Consider the following 15860-nt stretch of genomic DNA (forward strand, 5'->3'; position numbering starts at 1 on the left):
CAGTACAAAATTAAACCGTATCGGAGAGGTAAATTACCCTTGTCTGCGTATTAGTTATAGCCCTTAATTATAGGTAGTTTTGTACAATCGACTCCGGGTATACCTTGTGCTATACCTATAGTCGTTCTATCAACGCGCCGTTACATGAACTTAGATCAGATCCTGCAGCTGGTAAGCCAGACAACACAGACCGTTATCCAAGAAGAGGCCCCACGGGTTGACCGGGAGGCGATGTGGCCTGAAGAAAGCATCAGAGCCCTGCAGCGCAACGGCCTGGCCGGTTTGGTTGTGCCACGGGAGGAAGGCGGCATGGGGCAGGGGCTATATGCCCTGGCACGTGCCTGCGAAACCATTGGCAATGTGTCTGCCTCTACAGCTTTGTGTTTCGGCATGCACTGCGTAGGCACCGCCGTGATCGCAGCCAAAGCGACAAGTCAGCAGCGAAAGGAATTTTTGCAGCCGATCGCTGCCGGTGAACACCTGACCACGCTGGCCCTGAGCGAACCGGGTACGGGCGCGCATTTCTATTTTCCGCAGACACAGCTCTTACTGCAGCCCGAAGATGAGTACCTGATCCGGGGCAGTAAAACTTTTGTGACAAACGGCAGCAAAGCAGACTCTTATGTAGTATCTACGATGGGAATAGAGCCGGATGCCAGCCTCCACGAGTTCTCGTGTGTAGTGGTGGAAAAGGACCGCAAAGGGCTGGAATGGGGTGCCGACTGGAAAGGGCTTGGTATGCGCGGCAACTCTTCCCGCAGCCTGACGCTGAACGACGTGCGGGTACCTGCCCACAACTTGCTGGGAGAGCGTGGTGACCAACTCTGGTACGTTTTCCAGGTAGTGGCGCCTTTCTTCCTGACCGCCATGTCGGGCACCTACCTGGGTATAGCCCAGGCCGCCTTTGATGATGTACGCCAGCACCTGATGGATCGCACACACCGGCACAGCGGCCTGTCGCTGTCACAGCTTACGCTCTTGCAGCACCGCATGGGTATGCTCTGGGCCAACATTGAGCGCACCCGCCGCCTGATCTACCATGCAACTGAGCTGGGTGACCAGGGAGACCCGGAAGCGGTATTGCCTATCTTGTCAGCCAAAGCTGAAGTGGCTCATTGTGCCGTGAATGTGGTGAATGAAGCCATGACCCTGGCAGGTGGTATCGCGTACCGTGATAACTCCCGCCTGGATGTGCTGTTGCGTGATGCCCGTGCCGCCCACGTCATGGCTCCAACCACCGACCTGCTCTATACCTGGCTCGGCCGTGCACTGCTTGATCAACCCATCCTCGACAGCTAACCATGGCAACCGAAATGAAGTGCGTATATTACATCGGGCTACATGAGGATACCTTGCAACTCTTTCAAAAGGAGCTGCAGGAGATCAGGTTACAGGCAATAACGGAAGATGAGGTTCGGGGCAATATAGCCAATTTCACGTCCTGCGACACCCTGCTCGTTGGGGAACAGGTGGAGAACCCGGTCCGAATCGCACAGGAGTCTTACTCGAAGGACAAAGCCATTTCCATCCTGCTGATCAATGACAAAGCGAACCATCAGAAGGTAAAGAATGCCCTGCAGTTTGCCCCCTTTGTAGGGCCTACCATTCAGGCAGTTATAAACGAACTTGGCTCTGGGTTGGTCCCGATTGTGGAGGACGCTGTGCAGCGTACTGAGCAGCGTCGCAGTTATGTGCGCATCCGCTCTGCGGGGGCTTCCATTTCTGCCTTCACGCCTAACTACATGGAGAAAGTACGCGTCAACTACATGACCCGCGTGCTGGACGAGGCGCCGATCGGGGCAGCCTTGCTTGCTAAGGATGGCACGGTACTCAACGTCAATAATTACATTGTGCGCTTGCTGGGCCTCACTGACAGAGAAATTCTGGGTATAGCCTTTGCTGCGCACTTTTCAGGGCTGGAGCGGAGTGCTCTGGAAGATTTCATCACAGACGGTTACCACGGCAAGCAAAAGCGGATTTTTGAGTTAGGAACGGGCGATAACCGTAAGTTCCTGGAAATTTCCATTGGGGATATTGATGCCAACAGTGCCTCGCCTTATAAAATTGCGATAGTAAACGATGTGACCGAGGCTGCCCAGGCCCGTCAGCGCACGTTGGCTCACGTAGATGAATTGCAGAAACTCAATGACGAACTGAGGAGAGTGAATGAGGACCTGGATACCTTTGTGTATACCGCTTCACATGACCTCAAATCGCCGATTCTGAACATTGAAGGTCTGGTTAACCTACTGGAAGAGAGTCTGAGTCAGGTACAGCAGCAGGAAGTGCCTGAGCTGGATCACATTCGTCGCTCGGTTGAGCGCTTTAAGGAAACGATCGAGGACCTGACAGAAGTAGCTCGCATACAGCGTAGTTTTGGCCAGGAGGCAACGGAACTGACAGTGGCAGATCTGGTAGCAGATGTGCAGCAGTTGCTTCAGCCCGAGATAGAAAAGGCAGGAGCTGTCATTGAGGTGGATACAGCACAGGCGCCCACTGTTTTCTTTTCCCGCAAAAACTTCAAGAGTGTGTTGCTTAATTTACTCAGCAATGCCATCAAGTACCACGATCCCCAGCGAACACCCCGCATTTCTATCCAAACGTCTTACCAGCAGGGGCGCTTTCAGCTGAGCGTGCGAGACAATGGACTAGGCATCCCAGCCGGCAGGCAGGAAAGAGTTTTTCAGCTGTTTAAACGGATGCACGTGCATGTGCAGGGGAGTGGCATTGGCCTCTACAATGTCAAGCGAATCGTCAATAACAGCGGCGGCACAGTAAAAGTAGATAGCAAGGAAAATGAAGGCACTACCTTTACGATCTCATTACCTGTTCGACAAACCACGTCCTAATCCTGATTTAGCCAATCCAGTGCATCTTCTTCCGTGAGGTAATAGTGAGCCTGGTGGTTGAGAGCGGCATGCTTTAGCTTTTTGCCGATATTTTCGCTGCTCATCTGCTGCAGGGCATCGGGAGAGGTGATCACCGCCAGTTTTCTCAGATTCATAGCAGGCAGCATCTCCTGCGATATAGCTACCAGCCAGCCCTGGTCTTCAAGCGTCAGCACCCCTAGTTTTTGGTTATTGAGCAGCAAACGCTCCAGACGATGCTCCTTCAGCGCACGTGCGGCCTTCAGCATGCCAAAGCGGTACTGACGACTCTGGGGCGCCTTTTTCCAGCGAATGATCATGATACTTTTGACCTTATCCAGTTTGATTGAAACAAAGTCTGTTTCGATACTGATCAGGTCCGGCAGCGAGTCAGGTATGTTAGTTGGGTTGCCACGCTGTGCAGGGGGCACAGGTATAGAGGCTTGTCCCCGCGTTTTCAGCCCCGAGCGTATCATTTTCAGATTGAAGTGAAGCGGTATTCTGATAAATTCCTCACTTGCTAACGCTTTGTAATCTGGGCCCAGCAGCCATTTCAAAGCCTCCTCACGGTCTTCCAGTATTTTGGTTTCGTATGGCATGTCGCCTAGCGTAAGCAAGGCCTGGCGTACTTTGTCATCTTTTGCTACCGGCACTACACGGGCTACACGACGGAACGAAGTATACTGCAGGGCATCGCCCATAAACTTTATAGCCCATTGGCGATCTTCCGGCGTCACATTGAACTGTGGCGGTATTTCTACCATTACAAGCTCTGCTTTGAGAATGGCAGCAGCACGGGCTAGTAGGCGCACGGATTGCCTCAACTCAGCAGAGGTAGTGATGCGGTCCCATTTGCCACAGAGCAGCTTGAAATTCGGACAAAAACTTACAGAAAGGATATCGGTTTCAAACTCGGCAGTGGGTGAATTAGGTGACTTGAAACCAGCATACTGAGGTAATGGAACATTCGAAATGTTGGGAGTCATATTTATCATTTGTTTCATTGGACAGCGGTGCTGTCAGTAGGTTTTAGCAGGGCGGTTTGGAATGCGATGATTTAGAAACTGTATTACAAGTGTTTGAGTTCAAGTAGTTTATAAAATAATCAGAACAGCTGTTTGAGATTCTCCGCCGCTGCGCTTTCACCCGAAAAGAAGAGCAGTTCACCCTCCGTTTGAAGACTTTGGCCAATATTCAGAAACCTAAAAAATGAGGGATATTTTTCAGGCCTGCTACCTATTACAGCCTGCTACGTAGTATAGCTACTGAACCAGAAGCTGGAATATTTATGAAAACTGATCATAGACTGCCTGACATTTCGGAGGCGGATGTTGTACTAATAGGAGCGGGAATCATGAGTGCCACCCTCGGCATGATGTTAAAAGAGTTGCAGCCCGATTTGCGGATCACCGTGCTTGAGAGGCTCGATGAAGCAGCCGCCGAAAGTTCGGATGCCTGGAACAATGCCGGAACAGGTCATGCCGCCTTTTGTGAGTTGAATTATACACCTGCCAGGGCTGATGGTAGCATTGATACCAGTAAAGCAGTTAGCATAGCTGAATCATTTGAAATTTCAAGACAATTCTGGTCATACCTTATTCAGGAGGATCATATAAAAATTCCCGGGAATTTTATCAGGAGTATTCCGCACATGAGCTTTGTTTGGGGGGATGATAATGTGAATTACCTCAAAAAACGCCATGCCGCACTCACTTCTTGTCATCTGTTTGAAGACATGCAATACACAGAAGACGTGGAGCAGCTTAAAGCCTGGATGCCCCTAGTGATGGAGGGCCGTGACCTGCTGGAAAAAGTAGCTGCAACACGCATGGACCTGGGCACTGACGTCAATTTTGGTGCACTTACCCGTTGTATGTTTGAGCAGCTGAGCAAAATGGAAGGTGTACAACTGCACTTTGGCTATGACGTGCGCAGGCTGAAGCAACGACCTGACAATCGATGGAGTGTTCGTATCCGGCATCGTGAAACTCGGGTAAAGCACAAGGTGAGAGCGAACTTTGTGTTTATTGGGGCCGGTGGTGGTGCTTTGCCGCTGCTGTTGAAGTCAGGTATACCGGAGGGCAAGGGTTTTGGTGGTTTTCCGGTTAGTGGCCAATGGCTGAAGTGTATCAACCCGGCTGTGATTGAGCAGCACCACGCCAAGGTATACGGAAAAGCCTCCGTGGGATCCCCGCCTATGTCGGTCCCCCATCTGGATACCCGCTTTATCAATGGCAAACGTGAATTACTGTTCGGCCCTTATGCAGGGTTTACAACCAAGTTCCTGAAGAATGGCTCTTTCTTCGATCTTCCGCTTTCTCTTAAAGTGAATAACCTACACCCCATGCTCTCGGCCGGAGTCAAGAACATGCCACTGACACAATACCTGATCAACCAGGTACGGCAGTCACCGGATGAACGGGTGGAAGCCCTGCGGCAATACTATCCGGAGGCACGAGGCGAGGATTGGAAACTGGAAGTAGCTGGTCAGCGGGTTCAGGTGATCAAGAAAGATCCGAAAGGGGGTGGTGTGCTGGAGTTTGGTACTGAAATCGTAGCCGGGGCAGATGGTTCGCTAGCGGCGCTGCTGGGCGCTTCTCCGGGAGCCTCTACGGCTGTTTCTATCATGATCAGCTTATTGCACCGCTGTTTCCCGGAGAAGATGCAGTCAGCAGGCTGGCAGCAGAAGCTAAAGCAGATGATCCCTTCTTACGGGGAGTCGCTGGCTGAAGACGCTGCGCTGCTACGCAAGGTACGCAGTTGGACCAGTGAGGTGCTTGGCTTGCAAAGTACGGTGAAGACTGACGCCTAGCCTGTCCGCTGGTTGCGCTATACCTGTTGTTTTATTTTTTCAGCGGTGATGGGCAGGTCGCGCATGCGTTTGCCAGTAGCCTGGTAGATGGCGTTGGCAATAGCGGCGGCAGTTGGTCCCTGGGCCGCTTCGCCAGCACCAAGAGGTGGCATCTCAGGCCTGTCCAGCACCAATACTTCTACTTCTGGCACCTGCTTGAATCGCAGGATAGGATACGAGTCCCAATTGCGGCTTGTCACATGGTTGCTGTCATACGTCACCTGCTCGAGCAGTGTCCAGCTGGCCGATTGTAGCATACCGCCCTCTGTCTGGTTTTTGAGTCCGTCAGGATTGATGGTTTGTCCGGCATCGATGGCGCCTATCAAACGGAGCAGTTGTAGCTCCTGCGACTTCTTGTCATATTTTACTTCCGCTGCAATGGCAAAGTAGGCTGCTTCATTCTTGTACTGCGCAAAGGCCAGCCCAATGCCATGGTTAGCGGTGGGACGTTTCCCCCAACCGATTCCTTTCGCAGCAGCTTCCAGCACCTGCCGGCCCCGTTCGTCACTTAAGTGCTTTAGCCGAAAGTCCAGCGGGTCCTGCTTAGCCAGAACAGCCATCTCGTCCATAAAAGATTCAAGCGCAAATACATTGGCATAGGCACCTAGCCCACGCAAGGCCGATGTTCGGAGTGGCCCTGTAAAAGGATGGGATACTACCCGCACATCCGGAAAATCATATAGCGGTCTGGCATTGCGGTAGTTGCCCCCTGAGTAACCACCACTTGGTTTGTCAAAAGGATCGGAGAGATATTGGGCTGCCAGCAGGTGGCCTGCTTCCCCGCCCGGGCGGGTGCTATGGGAGTCTGACCAGATCTGAGTATCCCAACCAACTATTTTTCCCTTGTTGTCAAGACCAGCCTTCATCTGCAGGACCATGGCAGAGCCGTAAGGTTCCCAGCTGTGCTCGTCTTCACGCATCCACAGTACCCGTACCGGATAACCAGGCAGACTGCGAGCCAGCAAGGCCGCATCAGCCGCCACATCGTCAGCTCCATTGTGACCGTAACATCCGGCTCCTGGCACCCCGATCACGTCTATCTGCTCTTTGTCGAGTTGCATCATGTCAGCAATGGAGTTTCGGAGCGGGTATACGCCTTGGCTGTGTGTCCAGATGGTGAGCCGGTTTTCTTCCCACAGGGCCAGGGCGCAGGAGGGTCCCATGGAGGCGTGCATGTGATAGGGGCGGGTATAGGTTGCCTCGTATTGTCGGGCGGCTTTCCGCAGTGTGTCCTGTATGCTGTTGCTCTCTTCTACGGCCTGTCCTTCACGCACCTGCTGCATAGTTTTAAATAATTCTGCCTGTGCTGGCAAGGTAGGACCCGCCTCCCAGCTGGACTCTGCTTTCAAAACCTCCAGGGCTTTCACAGCCTGATACTCTTTGGTGGCAATGACGGCGGCAAAGCTCCCATTCCGGACCACCTTCAGTACGCCGGGCATTTTGGAGACCCGCTCTTCAGGTAAAGTCTGCAAGGTAGCGCCATAGCCCGGTGGGCGAAGGATACGGGCGTGTACCATGCCTGGCAGACGCAGGTCATGCACATACACTTCTCCACCTGTGGCCATTTGAATGATCTCCTGCCGAGGGATGGCCTGACCTACCAGTTTATAGTCTGCCGGGTTTTTGACTTTAGCGTTGCCGCTTATTTTGCCGGTAAGGTTCTGGCCACTGAGCAGCTCCCCATAGCTGACTGTTTTCCGCTTCTTATCTTTGGCGTATACCTGACCATCCTCCACAATCAACTGCTCAGCAGCAACACCCAGCTTTTTTTCTGCCAGCTGGAGAAGACGCATGCGGGCTTCCGCGGCAGCCTGCCTGATGGCCCGGCCGCTGCTCTCAACTGAGCGACTACCGGCGGTATAGCGCTCATCTGGTGTTTGTCTGGTATCTGCTGTAATGATATTCACGCTGTCCATGCGCACATCCAGTTCCTCAGCAGCCATTTGCATCAGGGCTGTGCGTATACCTTGTCCGAGCTCCTGCTTACCTGTGATCACTGTGACTGAGCCGTCTTCCCGTAGCCTGATCCAGGAGTCAATGTCATTATCCCCGCCACGGTAAGGACGATCTTCCACCTTTGTCTGGTCTCCGTCATTATCCTGCGTACTGCACATGATCATGGGGAATAGGCTGAAACCGATCAGCAACTGACCCGACTGTTTTAGAAAGGAGCGCCGGTTAACAGGTGGGAGTTGGAAGGAGTCTTTCATTAGGTGCTTATCCTTTCTGGTTGGTTCCGGCGACACGTTGTATTGCTTTTAAGATCCTGGAATGGGTACCGCAACGACAAAGGACCCTGTCCATCCCTTCCTTTATTTCATCTAATCCTGGAGCGGACTGTTGGTCGAGCAGGGCCTTGGCTGTCACGACCATGCCATTCAGACAATAACCGCATTGCGCTGCCTGTTCTTCCTGAAAGGCCGCCTGCAGCGGATGAGGCTTTTCAGCGGTGCCTATACCTTCCACCGTAACGATCTTAGCGTTACCGACTGCTGATACCGGCAATACACAGGAAGGGCGGGCTTCCCCGTTCATCAGTACCATGCAGGTACCGCACTGGGCTATGCCACAGCCATATTTGGGGCCGTTAAGTTCCAGCTCGTCACGCAGTATGTAGAGGAGTGGCGTGTCTTTGTCTGCCGTGACCGATACCTGACGGCCGTTGATGTTCAAATTGAATTGCTGCGACATAGTGGAGTTGTTGCGGTTGGGAAACTGTGGCAAGCTTATCCTTTGGGGTTACGCGAGGGTATTGCTTTGGTTACCAGATATATCCGCAGCAGGTACAGGTATAGGTATAGGTATAGGTATAAACTACTTTAAACAGAAAAGCCCTCCCGACAGATTTGTCAGGAGGGCTTTTCTGTTTAAAGCTTAGCGCTAATTACCAGATTCTGATTCTGTTCTCCGGCGCAATGTATAGCTTGTCGCCTTGCTTCACATTGAAGGCTTTGTACCAGGCGTCCATATTCACTGGTGCACCGATTGTACGGTACTTGCCCGGTGAGTGTGTGTCCGTCAGGATAAGCTGTGCTTCTGTTTCAGGAAGGATGTTTGTTCTCCATACCTGCGCCCAAGCCAGGAAGAAACGCTGATCTGGCGTAAAGCCATCGATCTTCTTATTTGACTTACCTTGCTTCGTCATCTTAAAGGCTTCGTAAGCAGCACTCAGGCCACCCAGGTCACCGATGTTCTCACCAAGGGTCAGCTTGCCATTCACATGGATCGTGTCCTGCACAGTATAGTCGTTGAACTGCTTCACCAACTGGTCAGCCTTCTCCTGGAAACGGGCACGGTCAGCGTCGGTCCACCAGTTGCGCAGGTTACCGTCTTTGTCGTACTGGCTACCGGAGTCGTCGAAACCGTGGGAGATCTCGTGACCGATCACAGCACCGATACCACCGTAGTTCACCGCATCATCCGCTTTGGGGTCGAAGAACGGGAACTGCAGGATACCAGCCGGGAACACGATCTCGTTCATCACCGGGCTGTAGTAAGCATTCACAGTCGGAGGTGTCATGCCCCACTTGGTTCTATCCACCGGCTTGCCCAACTGGCTCACCATGTCATCGTAACCCCACTGACCAGCGTTGCGCACGTTCTGGAAGAAAGCATTGCGGTTGATAGCCAGATCCTGGTAAGTCTTCCACTTCTCAGGGTAGCCTACTTTCGGACGGAAGGTATAAAGTTTTGCCAGGGCTTTTTCTTTTGTCTCAGGTGACATCCAGTCCAGGCCTTTGATGCGGATCTCGTAGGCTTTGATCAGGTTAGCGATCATTTCGTCCATACGAGCCTTGGCTTCCGGCTTAAAGTGCTTCTGTACGTACAGCTGTCCAAGTAGCTCACCTATAGTGCCATCTGTTAGCTGCGCCATGCGCTGCCAGCGAGGGGTTTGTACCTTCTGGCCAGAAAGCGCCTGTGAGAAAGCGAAGTTCGCATCCACAAAGTCAGTGCTCAGGTATGGCGCGGCAGACTTGAGTACGTTAAACTGCAGGTAAGTCTGCCAGTCAGCAACCGGAGTTGACGTCAGCATGGTGTTCAGCTCTGTGAAGAACTTCGGATTGTTCACCAGGATTGTGTCTTCACCTGTCACTTTCAGCTTTGTCATCAGCTGCTTCCAGTCCATATTCGGCGTGGTCTTGCTGAAGTCGGCTACGGCAAATTTGTTGTAAGTCTTGTGCGGATCGCGCATCTCTACACGAGCCATCTGTGCCTCTGCCATTTTCTTCTCGATGTTGAAAATGGTCTCAGCATTTTTCTGTGCAGTGGCCTGGTCAGTGCCAGTCAGCGTGAAGAGTTTTGTGATGTAGTTTTTGTAGGCATCCTGAATGCGGGTGCTGCGGGCATCATTCTTCAGGTAATAATCGCGGTCAGGCAGGGTGGTACCGCCCTGGCTCAGTTGCGGGATCATTACTTCCACATTCTTGCGGTCCTGGCCCACGTAGAAACCGAACATAGGAGCAGCGGCGCCCGTGCTACGCAGCGTTGCCACTTCATGCAGCACACCGTTTACATCCTTTATACCTTTGATGCGCTCCAGATCAGCTTTGATCGGGGTATAGCCCAGCTTGTCGATGGCAGCGCTGTCCATGGCGGCAGCATAAAAATCACCCACACGGCGCTCAATTGAACCTGCTGGTGCTTTGGTATTAGCGGCAGATTCGTTCAAAATGGTGCGAACAGCGATAATGTTGAAGTCGCGCAGCTGGTTAAAGCTACCCCAGCGGGTTTCCTTAGCCGGAACCGGGTTGTTGCGCAGCCATACGCCATTAGCATAGGTATAGAAGTCGTCACCAGGCTTCACCTTCGTGTCCATGTTCGACTTGTCAATAAATTTGGCTTGGCCTGCAGGCTTGCCACCGTTCTGGGCGGAAACCTCTACTGCGCAGAAAGTTGCTGCTCCGAAAAGTAACAGTCTCAGGCGGTTCTTCCAGACAGACGACTCTTTCACGGTCTGTGACAGATTAGCAGTGTCTTTTGTGTTTTTCATGTTAGATTGATTGTTTTAAAATGCTCAAATGGATATCCTGAATGGCAGAAAGCATTTGAGTGCCCTAAAATAAGGTTTATTAGCGAAATAATGCTGGTTATTTTTGTGTGGCCCGTGTTAGGACAACGATTCCCTATAACACAAAATGCCCCCGGATAGTTTTACCGGTGGATGAACGCCTGTTGGCAATCCTTATAGCATACCTGCCTGTTTAACTTTAACTCAACTTTGCCTGAGAAGCCTAGTATAGCTTAAATATGAGGTCTCTTGTTGTGAATTTTATGTTGATAGCCATTGGGTTAATGGTGGCAGCCTTGCAGCTTGTACAGGAGGTCTATCAGCAAAAAAACCTTTCCTCAAATCCTGAAAGCAGCATCTCCTATACCTTAAAACATCCCTTGCATACCGTTACTGGCATTAGCAATGATGTAACCAGCCAGCTGATAGTGGTGAATGGGAAGCAGGTGCAGCAAGTCAGGGTTTCTGTGCCGGTGCGTTCTTTCGATAGTGGCAACCGGGCCCGTGACCGGGACATGCTGGAAGTTACAGAGGCAGACCAATACCCGGAGGTGACTTTTGTAAGCTCCAGTATTGAGCCGAAAAATGGAGCTTTGGCGGTGTCTGGACTGCTTACTTTTCATGGGGTAACACGGGAGGTCAGTTTCATTGCTCACCCGCAATGGCAGGGGGATCGCTTGCAGGTAGAAGGCGGCTTTGAGATCAGCCTCGAAGCATTCAAGGTGAAGAGGCCGGCTATACTGACCATGAAAGTAAAAGATAACCTGCAGGTGCAATTCAGAATGCACTATTAAGCGCCTTCTTTCATACAAAATATCTCGACAAGTTGCTTCTGTTTGGCAATCTAGAGGTTCTTGCAAGTGACCAGTGCAAGCGACTGTGGCGGCAGCCTGAAAATCACAATGCTATCCTATAGCGTACCTTATACCGGCTTTCTCTTAGAAAGTATGGCCAAAAACGAAGAAGAACTGTGCGTCTTCTCTGGAGCGGGCATAGTCAAACCGCAGGATCGTGGCCTGGTTCCAGGCGATACGGGCACCGAGGCCCTTGTTATGCTGGATGCGATTGAGCTCGATATCTCCAAAGCTGTCCCATACCCGGCCCGCATCGAAAAAGGGAACAGCATACAGAGCCAGGTGTTGGTTGAACAGGCGGGTCTGGTAAACGCGGGAGCGGAGCTCGAAATTAGCCAGAGAAGTTACCATGCCGGCGAAGCGGCCTTCGCGGTAGCCCCTAAGGGCCCGGGAGCCACCCAGCACAGGTATACCGCCACCTTCGGAGGCACCCCACAGATCCAGCACTTCCGTGAACGGTATGTTACTACCCCGAATATAGCCCAATGCAAATCGGCTGGCAAAAACCGTTCGGCTCAGCACCGTAGGCATTACCCGCTTATATAACATACCTTGTAGCAGGTGTTTAGTGAAAGAAAATTCAGAGCCAGTCCAGGGAGCTGCTATTTCCTGCGCATACTCAGCGAACATCCCTTGCGATGGGTCGGGCTCCAGATCTCTGGTATCCCACATCACACCGGTCTGCAGCAAGCCGATACGGCCACCATTGTAGCCGCCGATGTTATACCTGGCCCAGGTGGAGTTCGCGTCACCACGCTGTTGAGCCTGGTAATCTTCCGTGATCCTGGTTCTTGCCTGGATTGCGTCTGTGTCTTTTTCAGTACTTCTGTCAAGGGCCTCGGGTGTCGTTCTGAAATCGTGCTGGTCGATGCCGATCATCAACAGCTCTGCCCCAAACATAAGGCGCATCCTGCCTTCAAAGAAGGTCCTTTCCGCAGCGAGACCAAACAGCAACTGGCTATAGTCCACCTCATTGTAGTGCACGTCGGTATAGGCCTTGGCAGGGTCTTCTCCAAAAGTTGTCCCACGGCCGGGTCTGGTCAGGGCCAGGTTGCGGTAGTAATCCGAGAACCGGGCATTCTCCACGGTATTGCCTGTGCGCTTGTCTGTGTACTGCAGCCTGCTTAGCGTTTGGCTTCCAATACCGAAGTACTGCCAGTTCGGGTCATTGGCATAAATGAAGTCGCCACGCAGTCGCCACTTTGTGTTGAATGCAAAAGGCATATCCACGCTCAACTCGGCGTCTACGCGGCCATTCTGTGCCACCCGTAGACCAATGCCGTAACGAACCCGGTATGGGGTATAGTAAAAGAAGGGATCGTTCCGGTCGAGGTTGTTAAACAGAAATGCATTTGCCCCTACGGTCAGGCCGCGGATCGGGTCTACGGTGAGTTCCGGAAGCCCTGTCACATAAATGCCTTCTTTCTTGTTGGCGATGTCCTCGGCTGTCAGTCGCTTTTCGTCGGCTACACTGAAAGGAAGTTTTTGTGATATGGAGTCAGGAGCCTGTGCGCTGGCCGTATGAAACGCCAGCAAAGCCCCCAGGTATAGGTATAGCTTTTGGGTCATGGCTGATAGGTAGTTAATAATTCTGTCGCGGAGGGGCCGCATTTTTGGGAAAGCAAAATTACCCTATACCTAGCCGAGAAGCCGTTAGAGATCTATTATAAAAAAGTTAGAAATTCATTAGAGACTCCGCCCTGCGTCAGGTATAGCTAAGCCGGAATGGAGCGAAAACGCAGGGTAAAGGAAGTGCCCTCACCACGGGTAGAGGTGAGGAAAATGCTGCCACCGTGCAGGCTGACTATCTTGTGGGTGAGTGACAGACCAATTCCATTTCCCTCCGCAAAAGCTTTGTTGCTTCCCCTGTAAAAGGGCTCGAATATGTATTCCTGTTCTTCTTCTGGGATACCTATACCTTGATCTGATACGGTGATATAGTTAAAGCCTTTGTCGAAGTTAATAGTTATAATAGCATGATGGTCAGGAGAGAACTTGCATCCGTTTTCCAGTAGGTTCGAGAAGGCAGTCCGAAGCAGATACTCGTTTCCTTTAGTGGTGATCGAGGCGCTATCTTCTATTTCCCGGGCAAAGTCAATGTCGATGCGATACCCCGGATTGGCTTTGAGCACCTGCTGCCTGGCGTCGAGCAGGAGCTCGTCAAGGCGGATGTCGCGGAACTGAATGTCCGACTGGTCATAGCTGGCTTTGGCCAGATCGAGCATGCCGGTGGAGAGGCGGGTGAGTTTACGGGCGTCGTGCAAGGTGTGGTCAATGGCGGCTTCATAAGCTTCCGGGCTGCGTCGTTTCGAACGGGCTAGTTCCAGTTCTGCCATCATGGCTGACAGCGGGGTGCGCAGTTCATGCGCGACATTGGATACAAACTGGCGCTGTGCTGTAAAGGAGTTTTCGAGCCGGTCGAGCATTTTGTTAAACGTAGCCGCCAGTTCGGCTATCTCATCCTTGCCATTTCCCTCAGGCAGACGCAGGTCAATGTTAGAGGCCGATATGGTTCCCGCCTTTTCTACCAGCGTAACCACCGGGCGAAGTGCCTGCCTGGCAAAGAAGCGGGCAGCCAGAAAGGTGATCACAATGCCGGTCAACAGGGCGACGGCCAGGGAAAGCCCCAGGTTTTGAAGTTTGGTATAGCCATACTCATCGTAGGAGGCTGCGGTGATCACATAGTCATTCCCCTGAAAGGGAAACAGGAACCCCACTACCTGCACCTGGTCCTGGCTGAACTGAATCTCACCCTTTTGCCGGATCTCCCCAATCATATCGGCAGTTTCCTTTACAAAGTCCAGTTCCACGGCGTCGTGGTAGAGCAGCTGGAATGCGGTGTCGTAGATAGCAACTTCTTCCTGATAAAGTGAGGTGCGGGTGTTGCGGTAAATGGTCTGCAGCACTTCCGGCTCTACTTCAGCTGTAAAAAGCAGATTGGCTTTGGTGATGGCCTGTTGGCGCAGTTGCTTGTAAAACTCATCTTCCCGGTTTTCGGCATAGGTAAAGTAAATCGCCAGGGCAAAAGAGAGCAGAATGGCCCCTACAATGGAAGTGAACAGCAGTGTTAGTCTGTCGCGGATCTTCATGTGCGCCTATGCCGCTCTTAAGATAAAGCCCATGCCCGGTTTGGTGTGGATCAGTTTGGAAGGAAACTCCTTGTCCACCTTTTTGCGCAGGTAATTGATATACACGTCAATAAAGTTGGTGCCTGTGTCAAAATGCGTGTCCCAGACCTCCTTTGCAATTTCGGCCCGCGACACCACCCGGCCGCTGTTGCGCATCAGGTATGCCAGCAGGGCAAATTCCTTGGGCGTAAGGCTGATCTCACGGCCCATCCGGTGGACTTCCTTGGTCTGATAGTTCATTTCCAGGTCACCTGTCCGCAGGATGGCACTGTCAGCCGCTGTACCCGACTGGCTGCGCTTGAGCAGTTCCCTGATACGCACGTGCAGCTCCCGGAAATCAAATGGCTTTGTAAGGTAGTCATTGGCACCGGCATCGAAGCCCTCTACCTTATCATCGGTAGTGCCCAGCGCTGTAAGCATGATGATGGGCAGGTCAGGCTTTATCTGGCGAAGCTCCTTGCATAGGTTCAGTCCGTTGATTTTGGGCAGGATGATGTCCATGATCAGCAGACTGTAGGCCCGGGAAAGCGCCAGTTTGCGTCCCGTTTCACCGTCATAGGCCACATCAGTGGTATAGCCCTGTTCCTCCAGTCCACGCTTGATCAGGTCTGAGACCCGCTGTTCGTCCTCTATGATCAGGATGTGCATGTTTTATACCTACGTTTAGCGAGCGCAATTTACATGTTTGACGCCGGATTCTGAATTCGCTTGCTCATCAGCAGTCGTGGACTACCGTCCAGGTAGTAGTCTGTCTGTTCCTCCTCCACAGTGAAGCCAAGCCGGGTATAGATGCTGATGCCGGCTGCATTGTCAGGGTGCACGGTCAGGTATAGGGCGGAAGCTCCCTTTTTTTCCATTGAAGTCATAGTGGCTGCCATCAGCTTCTCGCCGATGCGCTTTCCTCTATGGTTCGGCAAGACACCCAAGGAGAGCAACCAACCTTTCCTGTTTTCTTTATCAAGATGTGCAAGCATGTACCCAACTACTTCACCTGTTGTTTCCGCTACCAGCAGGAAGTCGCCGGTGATATCATAGAACTGACGCAGCACAAAAAACGGATAACTATCCTCTCCAAACAACAACTGGTCGATGGCTTTCACGGCTTTGAGATCACCGAGTTCTGCTTTGCGGATAGTCAGCATAGGTATAGCT

12 protein-coding genes are annotated in these 15860 nt (G+C 52.1%); 4 read left to right on the forward strand and 8 right to left on the reverse strand.

The features are described from left to right. Positions 1-144: 144 nt before the first annotated feature. Both AC5FX6_RS02680 and AC5FX6_RS02685 read left to right on the forward strand, forming a co-directional pair. Positions 145-1299, forward strand: a complete 1155-nt coding sequence (locus AC5FX6_RS02680) for an acyl-CoA dehydrogenase family protein (RefSeq protein WP_493595484.1) — start codon at positions 145-147, stop codon at positions 1297-1299. A 2-nt stretch (positions 1300-1301) separates the two neighbouring features. Then, positions 1302-2849, forward strand: coding sequence for a sensor histidine kinase (locus tag AC5FX6_RS02685; protein ID WP_493595485.1), 1548 nt, complete (start codon positions 1302-1304; stop codon positions 2847-2849). On the opposite strand, the gene AC5FX6_RS02690 is transcribed toward AC5FX6_RS02685, so the two are convergent. After that, positions 2846-3853 carry a hypothetical protein gene (locus tag AC5FX6_RS02690; RefSeq protein ID WP_493595486.1) on the reverse strand — a complete coding sequence of 336 codons (1008 nt, stop codon included), beginning with the start codon at positions 3851-3853 and terminating at the stop codon, positions 2846-2848. The two genes, AC5FX6_RS02685 and AC5FX6_RS02690, sit on opposite strands and share 4 nt — an antisense overlap. A 302-nt stretch (positions 3854-4155) precedes the next feature. Between AC5FX6_RS02690 and AC5FX6_RS02695 the strand changes: the two genes are divergently transcribed. Further along, positions 4156-5679, forward strand: coding sequence for a malate:quinone oxidoreductase (locus AC5FX6_RS02695; RefSeq protein ID WP_493595487.1), 1524 nt, complete (start codon positions 4156-4158; stop codon positions 5677-5679). A 17-nt stretch (positions 5680-5696) separates the two neighbouring features. Here the strand turns inward: AC5FX6_RS02695 and AC5FX6_RS02700 are convergent, their stop codons facing one another. From AC5FX6_RS02700 to AC5FX6_RS02710, 3 genes are all read right to left on the reverse strand, one after another. Then, positions 5697-7928 carry a xanthine dehydrogenase family protein molybdopterin-binding subunit gene (locus tag AC5FX6_RS02700; RefSeq protein WP_493595488.1) on the reverse strand — a complete coding sequence of 744 codons (2232 nt, stop codon included), beginning with the start codon at positions 7926-7928 and terminating at the stop codon, positions 5697-5699. A gap of 7 nt (positions 7929-7935) precedes the next feature. Next, on the reverse strand, positions 7936-8442 hold the full coding sequence (locus tag AC5FX6_RS02705; protein ID WP_493595489.1) for a (2Fe-2S)-binding protein: 507 nt from the start codon (positions 8440-8442) through the stop codon (positions 7936-7938). 160 nt (positions 8443-8602) lie between these two features. After that, complete coding sequence (locus tag AC5FX6_RS02710) at positions 8603-10708, reverse strand: M13 family metallopeptidase (RefSeq protein WP_493595490.1); 2106 nt, start codon at positions 10706-10708, stop codon at positions 8603-8605. 257 nt (positions 10709-10965) lie between these two features. Here AC5FX6_RS02710 and AC5FX6_RS02715 point away from each other — a divergent pair, with 257 nt between their 5' ends. Further along, on the forward strand, positions 10966-11520 hold the full coding sequence (locus tag AC5FX6_RS02715; protein WP_493595491.1) for a YceI family protein: 555 nt from the start codon (positions 10966-10968) through the stop codon (positions 11518-11520). A 144-nt stretch (positions 11521-11664) separates the two neighbouring features. On the opposite strand, the gene omp85 is transcribed toward AC5FX6_RS02715, so the two are convergent. The 4 genes from omp85 to AC5FX6_RS02735 all read right to left on the reverse strand — a co-directional run bounded on the left by omp85 (position 11665) and on the right by AC5FX6_RS02735 (position 15850). Then, positions 11665-13149: an Omp85 family outer membrane protein gene (gene omp85, locus AC5FX6_RS02720; protein ID WP_493595492.1), complete on the reverse strand. Its 1485-nt coding sequence runs from the start codon at positions 13147-13149 to the stop codon at positions 11665-11667. 146 nt (positions 13150-13295) lie between these two features. Beyond that, positions 13296-14669: a HAMP domain-containing sensor histidine kinase gene (locus tag AC5FX6_RS02725; RefSeq protein ID WP_493595493.1), complete on the reverse strand. Its 1374-nt coding sequence runs from the start codon at positions 14667-14669 to the stop codon at positions 13296-13298. Positions 14670-14675: 6 nt separating this feature from the next. After that, a complete protein-coding gene (locus AC5FX6_RS02730; protein ID WP_493595494.1) occupies positions 14676-15356 on the reverse strand; it encodes a response regulator transcription factor in 681 nt (226 codons plus the stop codon). A gap of 29 nt (positions 15357-15385) precedes the next feature. Further along, positions 15386-15850, reverse strand: a complete 465-nt coding sequence (locus AC5FX6_RS02735) for a GNAT family N-acetyltransferase (RefSeq protein WP_493595495.1) — start codon at positions 15848-15850, stop codon at positions 15386-15388. Positions 15851-15860: the final 10 nt, after the last annotated feature.

It is taken from the genome of Pontibacter sp. LHS2, from assembly GCF_058932845.1.